At 56.9% G+C, this 13,950-nt stretch carries 14 protein-coding genes; 5 read left to right on the top strand and 9 right to left on the bottom strand.

Going from position 1 to position 13,950, the window contains the following annotated elements; all coding sequences use genetic code 11:
* Positions 1–37: 37 nt before the first annotated feature.
* Positions 38–724: a M48 family metallopeptidase gene (locus ACR3FC_RS02850; RefSeq protein WP_480473277.1), complete on the bottom strand. Its 687-nt coding sequence runs from the start codon at positions 722–724 to the stop codon at positions 38–40.
* 130 nt (positions 725–854) lie between these two features.
* Positions 855–1,271, bottom strand: a complete 417-nt coding sequence (locus tag ACR3FC_RS02845; protein WP_480473275.1) for a hypothetical protein — start codon at positions 1,269–1,271, stop codon at positions 855–857.
* 182 nt (positions 1,272–1,453) lie between these two features.
* Between ACR3FC_RS02845 and ACR3FC_RS02840 the strand changes: the two genes are divergently transcribed.
* The gene (locus ACR3FC_RS02840) at positions 1,454–3,079 is read left to right on the top strand and encodes a winged helix-turn-helix domain-containing tetratricopeptide repeat protein (protein WP_480473273.1); all 1,626 of its coding nucleotides are present in this window, start codon (positions 1,454–1,456) and stop codon (positions 3,077–3,079) included.
* An 83-nt stretch (positions 3,080–3,162) separates the two neighbouring features.
* Here the strand turns inward: ACR3FC_RS02840 and ACR3FC_RS02835 are convergent, their stop codons facing one another.
* From ACR3FC_RS02835 to ACR3FC_RS02815, 5 genes are all read right to left on the bottom strand, one after another.
* Positions 3,163–4,347, bottom strand: coding sequence for a vWA domain-containing protein (locus ACR3FC_RS02835; RefSeq protein ID WP_480473271.1), 1,185 nt, complete (start codon positions 4,345–4,347; stop codon positions 3,163–3,165).
* A 4-nt stretch (positions 4,348–4,351) separates the two neighbouring features.
* On the bottom strand, positions 4,352–4,522 hold the full coding sequence (locus ACR3FC_RS02830) for a hypothetical protein (protein WP_209503658.1): 171 nt from the start codon (positions 4,520–4,522) through the stop codon (positions 4,352–4,354).
* Between the two features lie 7 nt (positions 4,523–4,529).
* A complete protein-coding gene (locus tag ACR3FC_RS02825) occupies positions 4,530–5,897 on the bottom strand; it encodes a DUF2927 domain-containing protein (protein WP_480473269.1) in 1,368 nt (455 codons plus the stop codon).
* Complete coding sequence (locus ACR3FC_RS02820) at positions 5,894–6,343, bottom strand: N-acetyltransferase family protein (RefSeq protein WP_480473267.1); 450 nt, start codon at positions 6,341–6,343, stop codon at positions 5,894–5,896. The genes ACR3FC_RS02825 and ACR3FC_RS02820 overlap by 4 nt, the downstream gene beginning before the upstream one ends.
* A 109-nt stretch (positions 6,344–6,452) precedes the next feature.
* Positions 6,453–7,298, bottom strand: coding sequence for an AAA family ATPase (locus ACR3FC_RS02815; RefSeq protein ID WP_480473265.1), 846 nt, complete (start codon positions 7,296–7,298; stop codon positions 6,453–6,455).
* 381 nt (positions 7,299–7,679) lie between these two features.
* On the opposite strand from ACR3FC_RS02815, the gene dksA reads away from it, so the two are divergent.
* Positions 7,680–8,102 carry an RNA polymerase-binding protein DksA gene (gene dksA / locus ACR3FC_RS02810; protein WP_209504868.1) on the top strand — a complete coding sequence of 141 codons (423 nt, stop codon included), beginning with the start codon at positions 7,680–7,682 and terminating at the stop codon, positions 8,100–8,102.
* Positions 8,103–8,173: 71 nt separating this feature from the next.
* On the top strand, positions 8,174–9,322 hold the full coding sequence (locus ACR3FC_RS02805; protein WP_480473263.1) for an FAD-dependent monooxygenase: 1,149 nt from the start codon (positions 8,174–8,176) through the stop codon (positions 9,320–9,322).
* A gap of 4 nt (positions 9,323–9,326) precedes the next feature.
* On the opposite strand, the gene xth is transcribed toward ACR3FC_RS02805, so the two are convergent.
* A complete protein-coding gene (gene xth / locus ACR3FC_RS02800; protein WP_480473261.1) occupies positions 9,327–10,106 on the bottom strand; it encodes an exodeoxyribonuclease III in 780 nt (259 codons plus the stop codon).
* 280 nt (positions 10,107–10,386) lie between these two features.
* A complete protein-coding gene (locus ACR3FC_RS02795) occupies positions 10,387–10,710 on the bottom strand; it encodes a HesB/IscA family protein (RefSeq protein WP_267363969.1) in 324 nt (107 codons plus the stop codon).
* Positions 10,711–10,786: 76 nt separating this feature from the next.
* On the opposite strand from ACR3FC_RS02795, the gene ACR3FC_RS02790 reads away from it, so the two are divergent.
* Together ACR3FC_RS02790 and argS are read left to right on the top strand one after the other, a co-directional pair.
* Entirely contained in the window at positions 10,787–11,926 is a 1,140-nt protein-coding gene (locus ACR3FC_RS02790; protein WP_480473259.1) for a deoxyguanosinetriphosphate triphosphohydrolase, read from the top strand.
* A 252-nt stretch (positions 11,927–12,178) separates the two neighbouring features.
* Entirely contained in the window at positions 12,179–13,924 is a 1,746-nt protein-coding gene (gene argS / locus ACR3FC_RS02785) for an arginine--tRNA ligase (RefSeq protein ID WP_480473257.1), read from the top strand.
* Positions 13,925–13,950: the final 26 nt, after the last annotated feature.

The following is a 13,950-nucleotide window of genomic DNA, read 5'->3' as shown; positions in this document are numbered from 1 at the left end:
GGAGAGCGCGAGAGGCTGGCCTCTCGCAGCACAGGCATCACCCGCGTGCCCAACGCTGTTCAAGCTTTTCCAACGCCGCAACACGTTCATCTGTCTTGGGATGGCTCATCAGCCAGGCCGGGACCACCCCGGCGCGCTGCTGTGTCAACTCTTCCAGCTTGTGAAACAGTGATTTCTGTGGTCCGATTCCAATCCCGGCTTTTGTCAGCAAAGCGGCTGCGTATTCATCCGCCTCATACTCGTCCTGCCGCGACAGGCGCGAGGCGATCAGTGCGGTCAACGCATTGGCAATCATCGCCCCGACAAAGGGGATGAACCTGTTCAGAACCATGATCAGCGCCGTTCGCATCGCATTCTGCCCTGAAAAATCGATCATCCGCCGCCGTGCGTGACCCAGCGCCACGTGCCCCAACTCATGCGCGATTACACTGGCCATTTCCTCAGCCGAAACCTCTCCGTTGTGAAACTTGCGGTAAAATCCCCGCGTGATGAATATCCGCCCGTCCGGCGCGGCCAGCCCGTTCACCGGGTCGATCTCGTAGATATAGACCGGCACCCGTTCGATCCCGAGCGCCGCCGCCAGCCGGTCGGTCATGCGTTTCAGCGCCGGATCGGCAAGTTCCGTCGATTTCGCATCCAGTTCCCGATGGGTGCGCCAGACGGAAATCCGGTACATCACAATTCCATAGGCAATGGCCAGCAGGATCGGGGTCAGGCGAAGCATGGGTTAGATATGGTAGCACTGGGCTTTTAGAGCAAACGAAAAATTCAGGGGCCGCTATTGGGACAAAGCTACCGCCAGAATTCTGCGATCCTGCGGCAGCTTTGTTGATCTATAGGATGCGATGTAGCAATCAAAGACCTGTAGACGGCTCAACTTCCAGTAAGACGAAAGTCTTCTTTCCATTGACGTCAAATTTCTGAACCACGTCACCTTCGCGAACGACCGTCAGACAACGATAGCGGCCTTCATCCGCTACCATGGAAACACAAACCTGATCCGTATCAGTGATCGCAAATGCTCCCGTACCCGTCCAACCGCCGTTGGTTAATTCGCCACTGACGATATTGTTCGGGTCGTAATAGAAACGGAACGTCTTCTCTCCGGAACTGGCTGTGACCCTGTTTCCGATCAGTAACTCGGCTATCTGTTCTGCATTCAGCTTTTTGCCGCCATTGGCCAATGCCGCTTCAAGGTCAGTTTGCGCGAAGACCGAGCCGCCGGCACAGGTTATTGCGGCCGCCATGAGCAGTGTTCTCAACCGTGGCATGTTCCTTCTCCTTTCATGATGGGGGAAACGTATCGGGATGATTTCCCGCCATACGGAAGTTAGAAGGATTCCGGCCGCGGCACTTGATCGAAAGCTGATATTTCCTGACATTTAGATGACAATTGGCAAAATCCGTTGAGCGACAAACACAGCCGGATGTAAGTTGAACTATGTACAGGTTTTTGGATTTTGAACTTGACCCGGCAAAAGGTTTGAGCCGCAGCGGACATCCGGTGGCATTGGAGCCTCAGGCACTTCAATTGCTTGAATTACTGATTAGAAACCGCAGTCGAATCGTCACCAAGGATGAAATAGTTGATGAAGTCTGGGCCGGAAAGGCCATAACGGACGCAGCTCTGAACACGCGAATCCGCTCTGTACGAAAAGCACTGGGCGATAGCGCGGCGAGTTCGGAGTACATCAAGACGCTTCCCAAGCGCGGGTTTCAGTTCGTTGCGCCGGTCGTTCAAAACGAGCCTTCGGAACAGCAATCTGGCAGGCCTTCAAAACGGCTTGCTCTTGCTGCGAGCATTGTTTTGGCGTGTGCTCTTGCCATTGTCTTTTTTTCTGTCTCCTTTGAACGGCAAGGATTGCCAGATACCGAAACCCCGTCATTGGCTGTTGTTCGTTTTGATAATCTGGGCGGTGATAACGCGGGGCAGTACTTTGTCGATGGTCTTACAGACGATCTGACCACTCACCTGTCACGCAACCGTGACTTGTTCGTCGTTTCCAGCGCGACGATGTTTTCTTATGCGCGTGGCGAGGCGAGCCCGATCGAAATCGCCCGCGAACTGGGGGTCGATTACATCGTCCGGGGCAGCGTCCGACGCGCCGGCGATCGGGTGCGGGTTAGCGGAGAACTTATTGATGTGGATGCCAGCGAAACTATTTGGGCAGAGAGTTTCGAACGGCAAACAACGGGTATCTTTGCGGTTCAGGACGAGATTAGCCAAGCAATCGCCGGGCAATTGTTGCCGGAAATATACCTGTCGGACGCGACGCGCTCACAGGGAAAGCCAACTCAGGACATGGGAGCGTGGGATCTGTACCTTCGCGGTCGGGTGCGTCAATCCGAGTTTACCAAGGAGGCACAAGAGGAAGCCGCAAGCTACGCGCGGGAAGCGATTGCGGCTGATCCTGGTTTTGCCGCAGCCTACAGCCTGTTGGCTCGTGCCCTTGGGACGACTTTCTTCTTCCAATGGGCAGACACCCCGCAGAACACGCTCATATCCGCTACCGAAGCCGCTACGCGAGCTATAGAACTCGACGGTCAGGAAGCGCAGGCCCACGCGGCATTGGGATATATTTACCGGTTTACCGGCGAGGCGGATCCTGCCATCGCAAACCTCGAACGCGCGGTCGCTCTCAATCCCAATGACGCTCGTATCCGTTTGGAACTGGCGCATACTTTCGATTGGTTTCGTATGCAGGACCGTGCGTTGCCGGAGATTGAAATGGCCATCAAACTGAGTCCGCGCGATCCGATGCTGCAGAACATGTACTTTTATAAAGGGCATATCCTGTTTCATCTTGGACGCCACGAAGAGGCGCTGGATACTGCAAGGCAGCTGGGCACTGTCGCTACAAGCAACACCTGGCGTCTGTTTCATCATCTACTGCGCGCCGCAAACCTTGCCGAAATGGACCGACCGGAAGAAGCTCGTGAGGCCGTGGAGGCGGCTATGCGCATTAATCCGAAACTTTCAATTTCGGCGATGAAGAGACAGTTCGCAGGATCGAAAAATCATCCAGAAAACCGAAAAATCTGGTTGGCGAGTTTGAAAAAGGCTGGTGTGCCGGATTAGGTGCAAAAAACAAAGAAGTTCGAAGACTGGACGCTCGTAAGTTGGAAAATTGGTCGCTATGGCCTCAAACCTGCCATCAGTCTCTACCGCGTCAGCTCGCGCATTCCCTTTTCAAGACCAGCCAGTGTCATGGGCACCATGCGATCTTCAAAGATGTCGCGGATCATGCTGATGGAATGGGTATATTCCCAGTATTTCTCGGGCACCGGGTTGATCCACAGGTTTGACGCCCACTGTTCGCGCGCGCGTTGCAGCCAGACCTGACCAGCTTCCTGATTCCAATGTTCATTGGCACCGCCGGGATAGGCGATCTCATAGGGGCTCATCGAAGCGTCGCCGACAAAGATGCACTTGTAGTCGGACCCATAGGTGCGCAGCACTTCGTGGGTCGGGGTCTGTTGGTTCCAACGGCGGCGGTTGTCCCGCCAGACCCCTTCATACAGGCAATTGTGAAAGTAGTAGTATTCCAGATGCTTGAACTCGGTTCTTGCAGCGGAAAACAGCTCTTCAACCACCTTGATATGCGGGTCCATCGAGCCGCCGACATCCAGAAACAACAGTATTTTGACGGCGTTGTGGCGCTCGGGCCGGGTTTTGACATCCAGATAGCCATGCTCGGCCGTGGCACGGATGGTGCCGTCCAGATCCAGCTCTTCGGCTGCTCCCTCCCGCGCCCAGCGGCGCAGGCGTTTCAGGGCGACCTTGATGTTGCGGGTGCCCAGTTCAACCGTATCGTCGAGGTTCCTGAATTCACGTTTGTCCCAGACCTTGACCGCACGCTGGTGACGGCTTTCTTTCTGACCGATACGGACGCCTTCGGGGTTGTACCCATAGGCCCCGAACGGAGAGGTTCCTGCGGTGCCGATCCACTTGTTGCCGCCCTGATGACGGCCCTGTTGTTCCTTGAGCCGTTCGCGCAGTGTTTCCATCAGCTTGTCGAACCCGCCAAGCGCTTCGATCTCGGCTTTTTCCTCCTCCGACAGGTGTTTCTCGGCCATCTTGGCGAGCCAATCGGCAGGGATATCGACAGCTTCCAACACCTGATCGAAACTGATCTCGCCCAAGCCCTCAAAGCTGGCGGCAAAGGCGCGGTCGAATTTGTCGATATTGCGCTCGTCCTTCACCATCGACACCCGGGCAAGGTAATAAAACGCTTCGACATCATAGGTGACTAGACCCTTTTTCATGCCTTCCAGAAAAATCAGATACTCCCGGAGTGATACCGGGATGCCCGCTTTGCGGAGGTTTTTGAAAAAGGGCAGGAACATTGCGTCATGCCACCATGCGAAGCAGAACCAGCGAGATCACCAGCCCCACAAGCGCAAAAGCGATCCCATATCCGGCGGCATACTGTGCCATGTCAGCGCCGTTTCCATTGCGTTTTTTTGCGGTCAAAGCACCCAGGATTGCACCCAGTATCGCCATTCCCAGTACTAGCAACATATGCGTTTCATCCGTCTTTCGTGCTGTCAGCGGGGCGTCGGCCACTGTTTTGAACCAAAGACTGAGCCACCAAATCAGAACCGAACCCGTATCGCGCCCACCCAAGGCTGTCCAGTCTGACGGCACGTGCCTTTTGTAATTGACCGGCCTGTTTCAAGGCCTCGGATTTCAACAGCAGCAAGGTTGCCAGAAGCGAAGCGTTTTCCGCGCGGGTCATCACGTCGATGGCCTGATCCAGTTCGGGCAGGACCTCTGGCCCGCGATCCTGCGCAAGCGCAAAGGCTGCGGTTTGCGTTGAGACATAAGCCTGATGAACCTCGGTTCCGGGCGTTGCGCGAAGAAACTGTTGCGCGATCTTGAACTGCCGCTGGGCTTCGGCCGGGTCACGAAACTGCTCCATCCGACCCATCAGGTAGTGGGGATAGGCGCGGCGGTGATCCGTCCATCCCAATTGCTGCCCGATGCGGGCTGCCTTTTGCGCGGCGCGTATCTGCCGGGGGGAACCCGGCCCTGGTCCCAGTGATTTCTGGATCGCGTTGATCCACTCTCGGGGGGTATCCGTTGGCCGTTGCGCGGCTAATCGGTCACCGCGTGGATTCAGGCGGCTGAGAACATCGGGGATGACGGCGGCGACCTGATCCCGTGTCATACCGGTGTGCAGTTCGGGCGCATAGGCCGCGCGTAGGATCAACATGTCGAACCCGGTCAAAACCGTATGAATATTGTCGTCGTTGAACACGGAATCCGGCAGGTGATAGAGGTCGTTCAGCGGACCAAGGGCTTGCGCCAGTTCTTCGTGCAGACAATCGCGCATTTCCTGCGGGCTGACATCGTAGGGGATGAATATCCCCAATCGTTCGCGCTGGCGCAGCTCAACCCAACTGCTTTTGGTCTTGCGGCGGTCGCGCTGATACTCAGCCAGGCTGGACGCGTTTGGCACCACGAAACAGGCCGCGTTTGGCAGAATTTGCAGAATGTCCTTCTGACTGACCGCTTCGATCGTGATATTGGCCTGACCGTCGTTGATTCGTCGGATGTTGATACCCGCCTCGCGCTTCAGGCGGTTCAGCAGGCGGGTCAAATCCTGCTGCATACTTTGTGTCGGCGATCCAGTCAGGCGAACGGTGATCGGCGTTTCGAACCGGGTGAAAACGGGCAGGGCGGCCCCGCTTTCCAGTTCGAAATGCAGGGACAGGAAATCCGACGCGATGTTTTTGTTGGATCGCGCTGGTGGCGAGGGACGTGGTGCCGCAAAAGACTTGGCCGGTGGCAACGCCACTTCGACATATGAAACATCGTTCCCGAGTTCGATTGTCTCGACAGACGTGCAGCCAGCGATAACCAGCGCCAGAAAAAGGGCGCCCAAACGCATCATGGGCGGGCGTACTTGATGAACGGTGTCAGGGTGCCGATGCGATCATAAAGGTGGCGTGCCGTGTGGTTGAACTCTTGCGTCAGCCAGTAAACGGATGGGGCGCCCTGGCGATCCGCCTCTTCATAAACCGCCTGAATCAAGGCGCGACCGACGCCCGTTCCTCGGGTTTCAGGTCGGGCGAACAGGTCTTGCAGGTAACAGACCTTTTCCACTTTCCAAGCGTGGCGATGAAACAGGTAATGCGTCAGCCCGACCAAAACGCCATCCTGTTCCGCAACAAAACAGGAAAAATCCTGTGGGTCGTCGCCCAACAATCTGGAAAAGGTCGTTTCATACACGTTTTCAGGCAGGGTAGTTTCATAAAACGCCAGATAATCCCGCCACATTTCGGCCCACTGATCTTTGTCCTCGGCCCGCAGGGTCCGGATTGTCAGAGCGTTCGCCAAGTGATGACCCCAATACTGCTGCTTTGAAACGCGGTTGCGTCAGGTATTTCGATGCTGACACCCGGGATACGCAATGGCAAGCCGTGATCACTGATTGTTCACACGCAGGCTAGCGTTTGCCACGTGCCATGAAAGCAAGACGTTCGAACAGATGCACATCCTGTTCATTTTTCAGCAAAGCGCCATGCAGCTTCGGCAGCGCGCTGGCCCCGTCACGCCTGAGGTCTTCGGCCGTCAGGTCTTCGGCCAGCAACAGCTTCAGCCAGTCCAGCACCTCCGAGGTCGAGGGCTTTTTCTTGAGCCCTTGCGTCTCTCGGATCTCATAGAATTGCGTCAGCGCGGCGGTCAGAAGTGCGTCCTTGATGCCGGGATGATGCACATCAACGATCCGGCGCATCGTCGCCTCATCCGGAAAGCGTATATAGTGGAAAAAACAGCGGCGCAGGAAAGCGTCTGGCAGCTCTTTTTCGTTGTTCGAGGTTATGATGACGATAGGGCGGTGCTTGGCCCGGATCGTCTCGCCCGTTTCGTAGACGTGGAACTCCATCTTATCGAGCTCCTGCAACAGGTCATTGGGGAACTCGATATCCGCCTTGTCGATTTCATCGATCAGCAGAACAACCTTTTCGTCGGCGTCGAAGGCCTGCCACAGCTTGCCCTTGCGGATATAGTTCGACACATCATGGACACGCTCTTCGCCTAGTTGGCTGTCACGCAGGCGGCTGACGGCATCATATTCGTAAAGACCCTGCTGCGCGCGGGTGGTGGATTTCACATTCCACTCGATCATTTTCAGCCCCAGCGCACCGGCTACCTGTCTGGCCAACTCGGTCTTGCCGGTACCGGGTTCGCCCTTCACTAACAGGGGGCGCTCAAGCGTGACAGCAGCGTTCACGGCAATGGTCAGATCGTCGGTGGCGACATATTCGGCTGTACCTTGGAAACGTGCGGTCATGGGCCTCTCGTGCGTATATTGCGTTGGACGGGCAGGTTGTGGTTTCCGGGTTACAGAGCGGCAAGGTTTTTTACAACCCGCGTCCCTGCGTCGCCCGGCGGGAATTGTGCTGCAACTCCAAGCCCTTTTGCTTGATTCCGATGTAGACCTTTGCCGGACGTTGTACCTCTCGCCCCAAAAAAGCCTGTCAAATTTCATAGAAATACAAGGTTTTGTTGATGTTTGTCTCATAGTTAGACAAATCCGCGGGGGTGCACTGTTGCGCAACGTTTGTGTAGTGACATTCCACCGCCCGTCGGCTAAACGCTGCGCAGAAGGGAGAGCCAAATGTCAGCTGAAACAGCCTCGAACGACGTTACTGGCCATACCGAGGGAGCAAATATGAAGCAGGAAGTTTTTCTGCCGGAAGATTACCGTCCGGCCGAAGATGAGCCTTTCATGAATGATCGTCAGCTTGAGTATTTTCGTCGCAAGCTGCTGGATTGGAAGACAGAGTTACTGGCTGGTAGCCGCGACACTATCGAAGGGCTGCAAGACAACACCCGTAACATTCCGGACGTCGCGGACCGCGCCAGTGAAGAAACTGACCGTGCGCTGGAACTGCGGACCCGTGATCGTCAGCGAAAACTGGTCGCAAAGATCGACTCGGCCCTGCGCCGGATTGATGATGGCGAATACGGGTATTGCGAAATGACGGGCGATCCGATCTCGTTAAAGCGTCTGGACGCACGACCGATTGCAACCATGACACTTGAAGCACAAGAGCGCCATGAGCGTCGCGAAAAGGTCCACCGCGACGATTAATCGCCGGGTATGTGTAAGAAATCCAAACGCCGGGGCCTGTGGCTCCGGCGTTTTTGCGCTATGCGGATGCCATGAAGATAGATGGATTGAAATTCTGTGTCATTGGCGGTGGAATCGGCGGCCTGGCCTCGGCTCTGGCACTGAAACACCGTGGGGCGCATGTCACGCTTCTGGAGCAAGCCCCGGCCCTGACCGAAGTCGGTGCTGGTTTGCAGATCAGCGAGAACGGGATGCGCGTTCTTCATGCACTTGGCGTCACAGGTCTTTCCGTCGGGCAGAAGTCCCATGGAACTGTCTTGCGCGATTACCGAAAAGGGCGCGTGGTCTGTCACCTGCCGGGCCCTGCAGCTGGTCCGACTTATTACTACCACCGTGCCGACCTTCTGAACCTTCTTCATGATGCGGCTTGTGACGCAGGCGTGAATATCCGCTTGGGCGCCAGAGTTTCGCATGTGCAAAAGCATCCCAACGAGGCTGAGGTGATCTTGGCGTCAGGCGAGCGAATTCGCGCCGAGTGCGCCATTGCGGCCGATGGCGGTCGCAGCATGCTCCGCCCGGCTCTGAACGGGGCAGAGGTGCCGGAGTTCACGCATCAGGTGGCCTGGCGCGCCACCATCCCCTGGCAGCCCGGTCATGACCCGGTTTCCGCATCCCTGACGATGGGGCCTGGGCGGCATGTGGTAACCTATCCGTTGCGTGACGAAAGCATGATGAACATTGTCGCGGTTGAAGAGCGTTCGGACTGGCGGGAAGAAGGATGGCGTCAGACGGGCGACCCTGAAGAGTTGCGCAAGCGCTTTGCAGATTTCGGTGGCCCCGTGTGCGACATTCTGTCGAAAGTCACGGATGTGCATCTGTGGGCATTGTTTCTGCGGCCTGTCGCCCAAAGCTGGCAGAATGGTCGGTTGGCTCTGGTGGGGGACGCGGCCCATCCGACGTTGCCATTCATGGCACAAGGGGCATGTCTGGCGCTCGAGGACGCTTGGGTTCTGGCGCGCGCGTTTGACGAACGATCGGGTATCACCAACGCACTGGCGGCCTATGAAACAACCCGCAAACCAAGGGCGCAGCGCGTTGTCGCGGCGGCTGGGTCAAATGCGCGGAACTTTCATCTGCGCGGTCCAGCCCGTATGGCTGCGCAATGTGTGCTGAGGGTCGTCGGTGCCCGGTTGTCACAACGCTATGAATGGATCTACAGTCACGACGTCACGGCTGCCTAGGGCCTCAAAGATCCAGGTCAATCCAGACGGGAACGTGATCGGATGGCTTTTCGTGCCCCCTAACAGCCGCATCAATCTGGCAATCCCGCATGAGGTCGGCCGCTTGTGGCGTCAGCAGGAAATGATCAATTCGAATTCCGTCATTCCGGTTCCACGCGCCAGCCTGATAATCCCAGAAAGAATAGTGATCGGGGCCCTGCGTTGTGGCGCGAAAGGCCTCGGTAAAGCCAAGGTTCAGGATCTTTCGAAAGGCGGCCCGGCTTTCCGGGCGGAACAACGCGTCTTCCCGCCAGGCATCGGGGCGTTTGGCATCCTCGGCCTGTGGGATGATGTTATAGTCTCCGGCCATCAGGGCAGGCTCCTCTGATTTCATCAGGGCCTGGGCGCGGTCGTAAAGCCGTTCCATCCAGGCCAGCTTGTAATCGTATTTCGGTCCGGGTGCCGGATTCCCGTTGGGCAGATACAGCCCACAGAGCCGCAGGGCCTTTTTGCCTACGACGGTGGCCTCGATCCAGCGCGCCTGTTCATCATTGTCATCGCCGGGAAGGCCGCGAGATACATCCTCCAGCGGAAGCTTCGACAGGATCGCGACACCATTAAAGCTTTTTTGCCCATGTGTTTCCACGTTGTACCCGCGATCTTCAAACATCTCGCGGGGGAAGTTCTCGTCGACGGATTTGATTTCCTGAAGAAGAACAACGTCGGGTTGGGCGTCGTCCAGCCAGCGGGGCAGCGCCTCGGTTCGTGCCTTGATGCCATTGATGTTGAACGTGGCGATTTTCATGCGCGATCCTCCGAAACCTTGTGGCAACCTATCGCTCAGAACGGGCCCAGCGGCAAGTCGGAGATCGGATTAGCGAGGCTCTGCCTCGCGCTCCGGGATATTTTTAGCCAGATGAAGAAACGAACCCTTAACCATTTTTTCGATACTAGAAGGGGCGTTACAGGCGGGGACGCCGATGACCGCGCCAGGTGAAGCTCTCTGGTCGTTTTGGTCAGAGAGCGGATCCCTGCTTCATCTGGCTGAAAATATCCTGGGGGTGTGGGGGCAAAGCCCCCGCCGGTTACATCGAAAACGACGTGCCGCAGCCACAGGAAGAGGTGGCGTTGGGGTTGTCGATCACAAACCTTGCACCAATAAGCTCCTGAGTGAAATCGATCACCGCGTTTTCAAGAAAGGGCAGAGAGACCGGGTCGACGATGACTTTCTGCCCCTTGCCTTCAAGGATGAGGTCATCGGTGTTTGGCGTGTCCAGAGCGATTTCATATTGAAAACCGGAACATCCACCACCCTCCACTGCGACACGCAGGGCTTGCCCCTGTTCCGCGGCGCCGATCTCGGCGAGGCGGTCAAAGGCGCGTTCGGTGACTGATGGGGGCAGATTCATGCCGGTCTCCAAAGGTTTAATTCCCAAGCGTCCTACAATATATGAAACAAAAAGACAGGCGACAAGGACAAGGCCTTTGGACAGAGCGGGATTTGCTTCGGACCCAGACCGCGCAAGGGGGCGGCTGGTGCCAGAGGAAGAAAGCAGCTTCCGGTCATGCTTTCAGCGTGATCGCGACCGGATCATTCACGCCAGTGCGTTTCGGCGGCTCAAACACAAGACGCAAGTCTTTGTCGAGCATGAAGGTGACAGTTATCGAACACGGCTGACCCATTCCATCGAAGTTGCTCAGGTCGCGCGAACCATTTCAGGGGCGTTGGGCCTGAATCCTGAACTCACCGAGGCTGTAGCCCTGGCGCACGACCTGGGTCATACACCCTTTGGTCATACGGGTGAAGACGCCCTCCACGCGCTGATGGTGCCTTACGGGGGGTTTGATCACAATGCCCAGGCCATTCGGATCGTAACGAAGCTGGAGCGGCATTATGCCGGGTTTGACGGATGCAACCTGACCTGGGAATGTCTGGAGGGTATCGCCAAGCATAACGGTCCGGTTGTTGGCGATCTGCCGTGGGCGCTGGCTGAATGCAACCAGGGCTTTGATCTTGAACTTCATACCCATGCAAGTGCCGAGGCGCAGGTGGCGGCTTTGTCTGATGACATTGCTTACAACAATCACGACCTTCTGGATGGGTTGCGCGCGGGGTTGTTTGAAGATGATGATCTGCGTCACCTTCCGATCGTGGGGGGATGCTACGCGGATGTGGATGCTAAATACCCCGGTCTTGATCCGTATCGACGACGTCATGAAGCACTGCGGCGGGTATTTGGGGTCATGGTGGCAGATGTCATCACAACGTCACGAGACTTGATTGTAGCCTCGGGCGCGCAATCGGTCGAAGAGATTCGCCATCTTGGGCATCCTGTCATCCAATTCTCGACCGGGACTTGGGCGGATCTGAAACAAATCAGGGCGTTCCTGTTCACCCGGATGTATCGCGCACCCAGCGTCATGAAGGTACGGGCCAAGGTTGCAACGGTTGTCGAAGACCTGTTCCCGATCTACCTGAACGACCCGAAACAGATGCCCGCACGTTGGCACGAGGATATTGAAGCTGCGGCGGATGAGACAGCTTTGGCCCGGATCGTATCGGACTACATCGCAGGTATGACCGACCGTTTTGCCTTGCAGGATCACGCGCGGCTGACTGGCTGACTGGGCCGAAATGACACGGGTAATGGTCCATGTTTGCGACCTTTTTTGTGGGTTGATTGGTGCCTTGCGCAGGCGGGAAGCGATGATCAGAAGCCGTACGACAGACAGCCCGCAGGGTATTTGAAATCTCTGACAGTGGAAATCCGGGCGAGATTGGCAGACATTGGGCGCAAACCAAGTCCAAACATTAGGCGTCCATTGACCTTGCCGTGATGCGTGGTAAACCGCCGGGCAAGCAAAAGGACATCCGAAATGAACCTGTTTTCCGAGATCCGCGGCCTTGTACTGGACGCGCTGGCGCAGATGCAGTCCGAAGGCGCGTTGCCCGAGGGGCTGAGTTTTGACAACGTGGCGGTCGAACCGCCGCGCGACGCGGCGCATGGCGACATGGCGACAAACGCGGCGATGGTGCTGGCAAAACCGGCCAGGATGAAACCGCGTGACATTGCCGAGGTATTGGCAGGGAAGCTGGCGGCGGATGACCGGATCACCAGCGCCGACGTGGCGGGTCCCGGTTTTCTCAATTTGCGGTTGGCGCCGTCGGTCTGGCAAGGTGTGCTGGCGGCTGTGCTGGAGAAGGGCACCGATTATGGCCGCTCGACTATGGGTCATGGGCAGAAAATCAACGTGGAATATGTTTCGGCCAACCCAACCGGTCCGCTGCACGTGGGTCATACCCGGGGTGCGGTATTCGGTGACGCTCTGGCAAGCCTGCTGGCCTATTCGGGCCATGACGTGACCCGCGAGTATTACATCAACGACGGCGGTGCGCAGGTGGATGTGCTGGCGCGCTCGGCTTACGAACGCTATCGCGAGGCCAATGGTCTGAGCCCCGAGATTGCCGAAGGTCTTTATCCCGGCGACTACCTGATCCCAATTGGGGAAGCGTTGAAAGAGAAATACGGCGACAGCCTGATCGACAAGCCGGAAAGTGCCTGGCTGGAAGAGGTACGTGAGTTCTCGACCGACGCGATGATGGATCTGATCCGCGCTGACCTGAAAGCGCTGGGCGTCGAGATGGATGTGTTCTTCTCGGAAAAATCGCTCTATGGCACCGGTCGGATCGAGGCCGCATTGCAATCGCTGACTGACAAGGGTCTGATTTACGAAGGCGTGCTCGAGCCGCCGAAGGGGAAAAAGCCCGAAGATTGGGAGCCACGCGAACAGACGCTGTTCAAATCGACCGAACATGGCGATGATGTGGATCGCCCTGTCAAGAAATCAGATGGCAGCTGGACCTATTTTGCCCCGGATATTGCCTATCACTATGACAAGGTGTCCCGTGGTTTTGACGCGCTGATCGACGTGTTTGGCGCGGACCATGGCGGCTATGTCAAGCGGATGAAGGCGGCTGTTTCGGCACTGTCCGACGGTGAGGTGCCGCTAGATATCAAGCTGACGCAGCTGGTGAAGCTGTGGAAGAATGGCGAGCCGTTCAAGATGTCCAAACGGGCCGGGAACTTTGTCACCCTGCGCGATGTGGTCGATCAGGTTGGTCCTGATGTGACCCGGTTCGTGATGCTGACCCGCAAGAACGACGCGCCGTTGGACTTCGATTTCGACAAGGTGCTGGAACAGAGCCGCGAGAACCCGGTGTTCTATGTGCAATATGCCCATGCCCGCGTCATGAGCGTTCTGCGTCGCGCTGCTGAGGCTGGAATTGCGACCGATGACGCGGTGCTTGCCGGGGCCGATTTAAGCAAGAACGATCACGCTTCGGAACTGACCGTCGCCAAGAAACTGGCCGAATGGCCACGTCTTGTTGAGATTGCCGCGCGCACCAACGAGCCGCACCGCGTTGCTTTCTATCTGTATGAACTTGCAGGGGATTTCCACGCGCTTTGGAATAAGGGCAATGACGAAACCCAGTTGCGCTTTATCCAGGATGGCGATGTTGCCACAAGCCAGTCAAAAATCGCTTTGGCCCGGGCCGTTTCTGTTGTGATTTCAGCGGGCCTGGGTATTCTTGGCGTTACTCCGGCGCAGGAGATGCGGTAACAAATATCGCCCGAACCGCCGGTACG

It is taken from the genome of Ruegeria sp. AF3, assembly GCF_056536285.1.
The sequence above is the reverse complement of the archived record's forward strand: the minus strand, read 5'-3'. Positions and strand labels throughout refer to the sequence as shown.

Bases quoted from the DNA above. Each gene is read 5' to 3' on its own strand.
- ACR3FC_RS02850 (WP_480473277.1), bottom strand. From the start codon at position 724: ATGCTTCGCCTGACCCCGATCCTGCTGGCCATTGCCTATGGAATTGTG.
- ACR3FC_RS02845 (WP_480473275.1), bottom strand. From the start codon at position 1,271: ATGCCACGGTTGAGAACACTGCTCATGGCGGCCGCAATAACCTGTGCC.
- ACR3FC_RS02835 (WP_480473271.1), bottom strand. From the start codon at position 4,347: ATGTTCCTGCCCTTTTTCAAAAACCTCCGCAAAGCGGGCATCCCGGTA.
- ACR3FC_RS02830 (WP_209503658.1), bottom strand. From the start codon at position 4,522: ATGTTGCTAGTACTGGGAATGGCGATACTGGGTGCAATCCTGGGTGCT.
- ACR3FC_RS02825 (WP_480473269.1), bottom strand. From the start codon at position 5,897: ATGATGCGTTTGGGCGCCCTTTTTCTGGCGCTGGTTATCGCTGGCTGC.
- ACR3FC_RS02815 (WP_480473265.1), bottom strand. From the start codon at position 7,298: ATGACCGCACGTTTCCAAGGTACAGCCGAATATGTCGCCACCGACGAT.
- dksA (WP_209504868.1), top strand. From the start codon at position 7,680: ATGAAGCAGGAAGTTTTTCTGCCGGAAGATTACCGTCCGGCCGAAGAT.
- ACR3FC_RS02805 (WP_480473263.1), top strand. From the start codon at position 8,174: ATGAAGATAGATGGATTGAAATTCTGTGTCATTGGCGGTGGAATCGGC.
- xth (WP_480473261.1), bottom strand. From the start codon at position 10,106: ATGAAAATCGCCACGTTCAACATCAATGGCATCAAGGCACGAACCGAG.
- ACR3FC_RS02795 (WP_267363969.1), bottom strand. From the start codon at position 10,710: ATGAATCTGCCCCCATCAGTCACCGAACGCGCCTTTGACCGCCTCGCC.
- argS (WP_480473257.1), top strand. From the start codon at position 12,179: ATGAACCTGTTTTCCGAGATCCGCGGCCTTGTACTGGACGCGCTGGCG.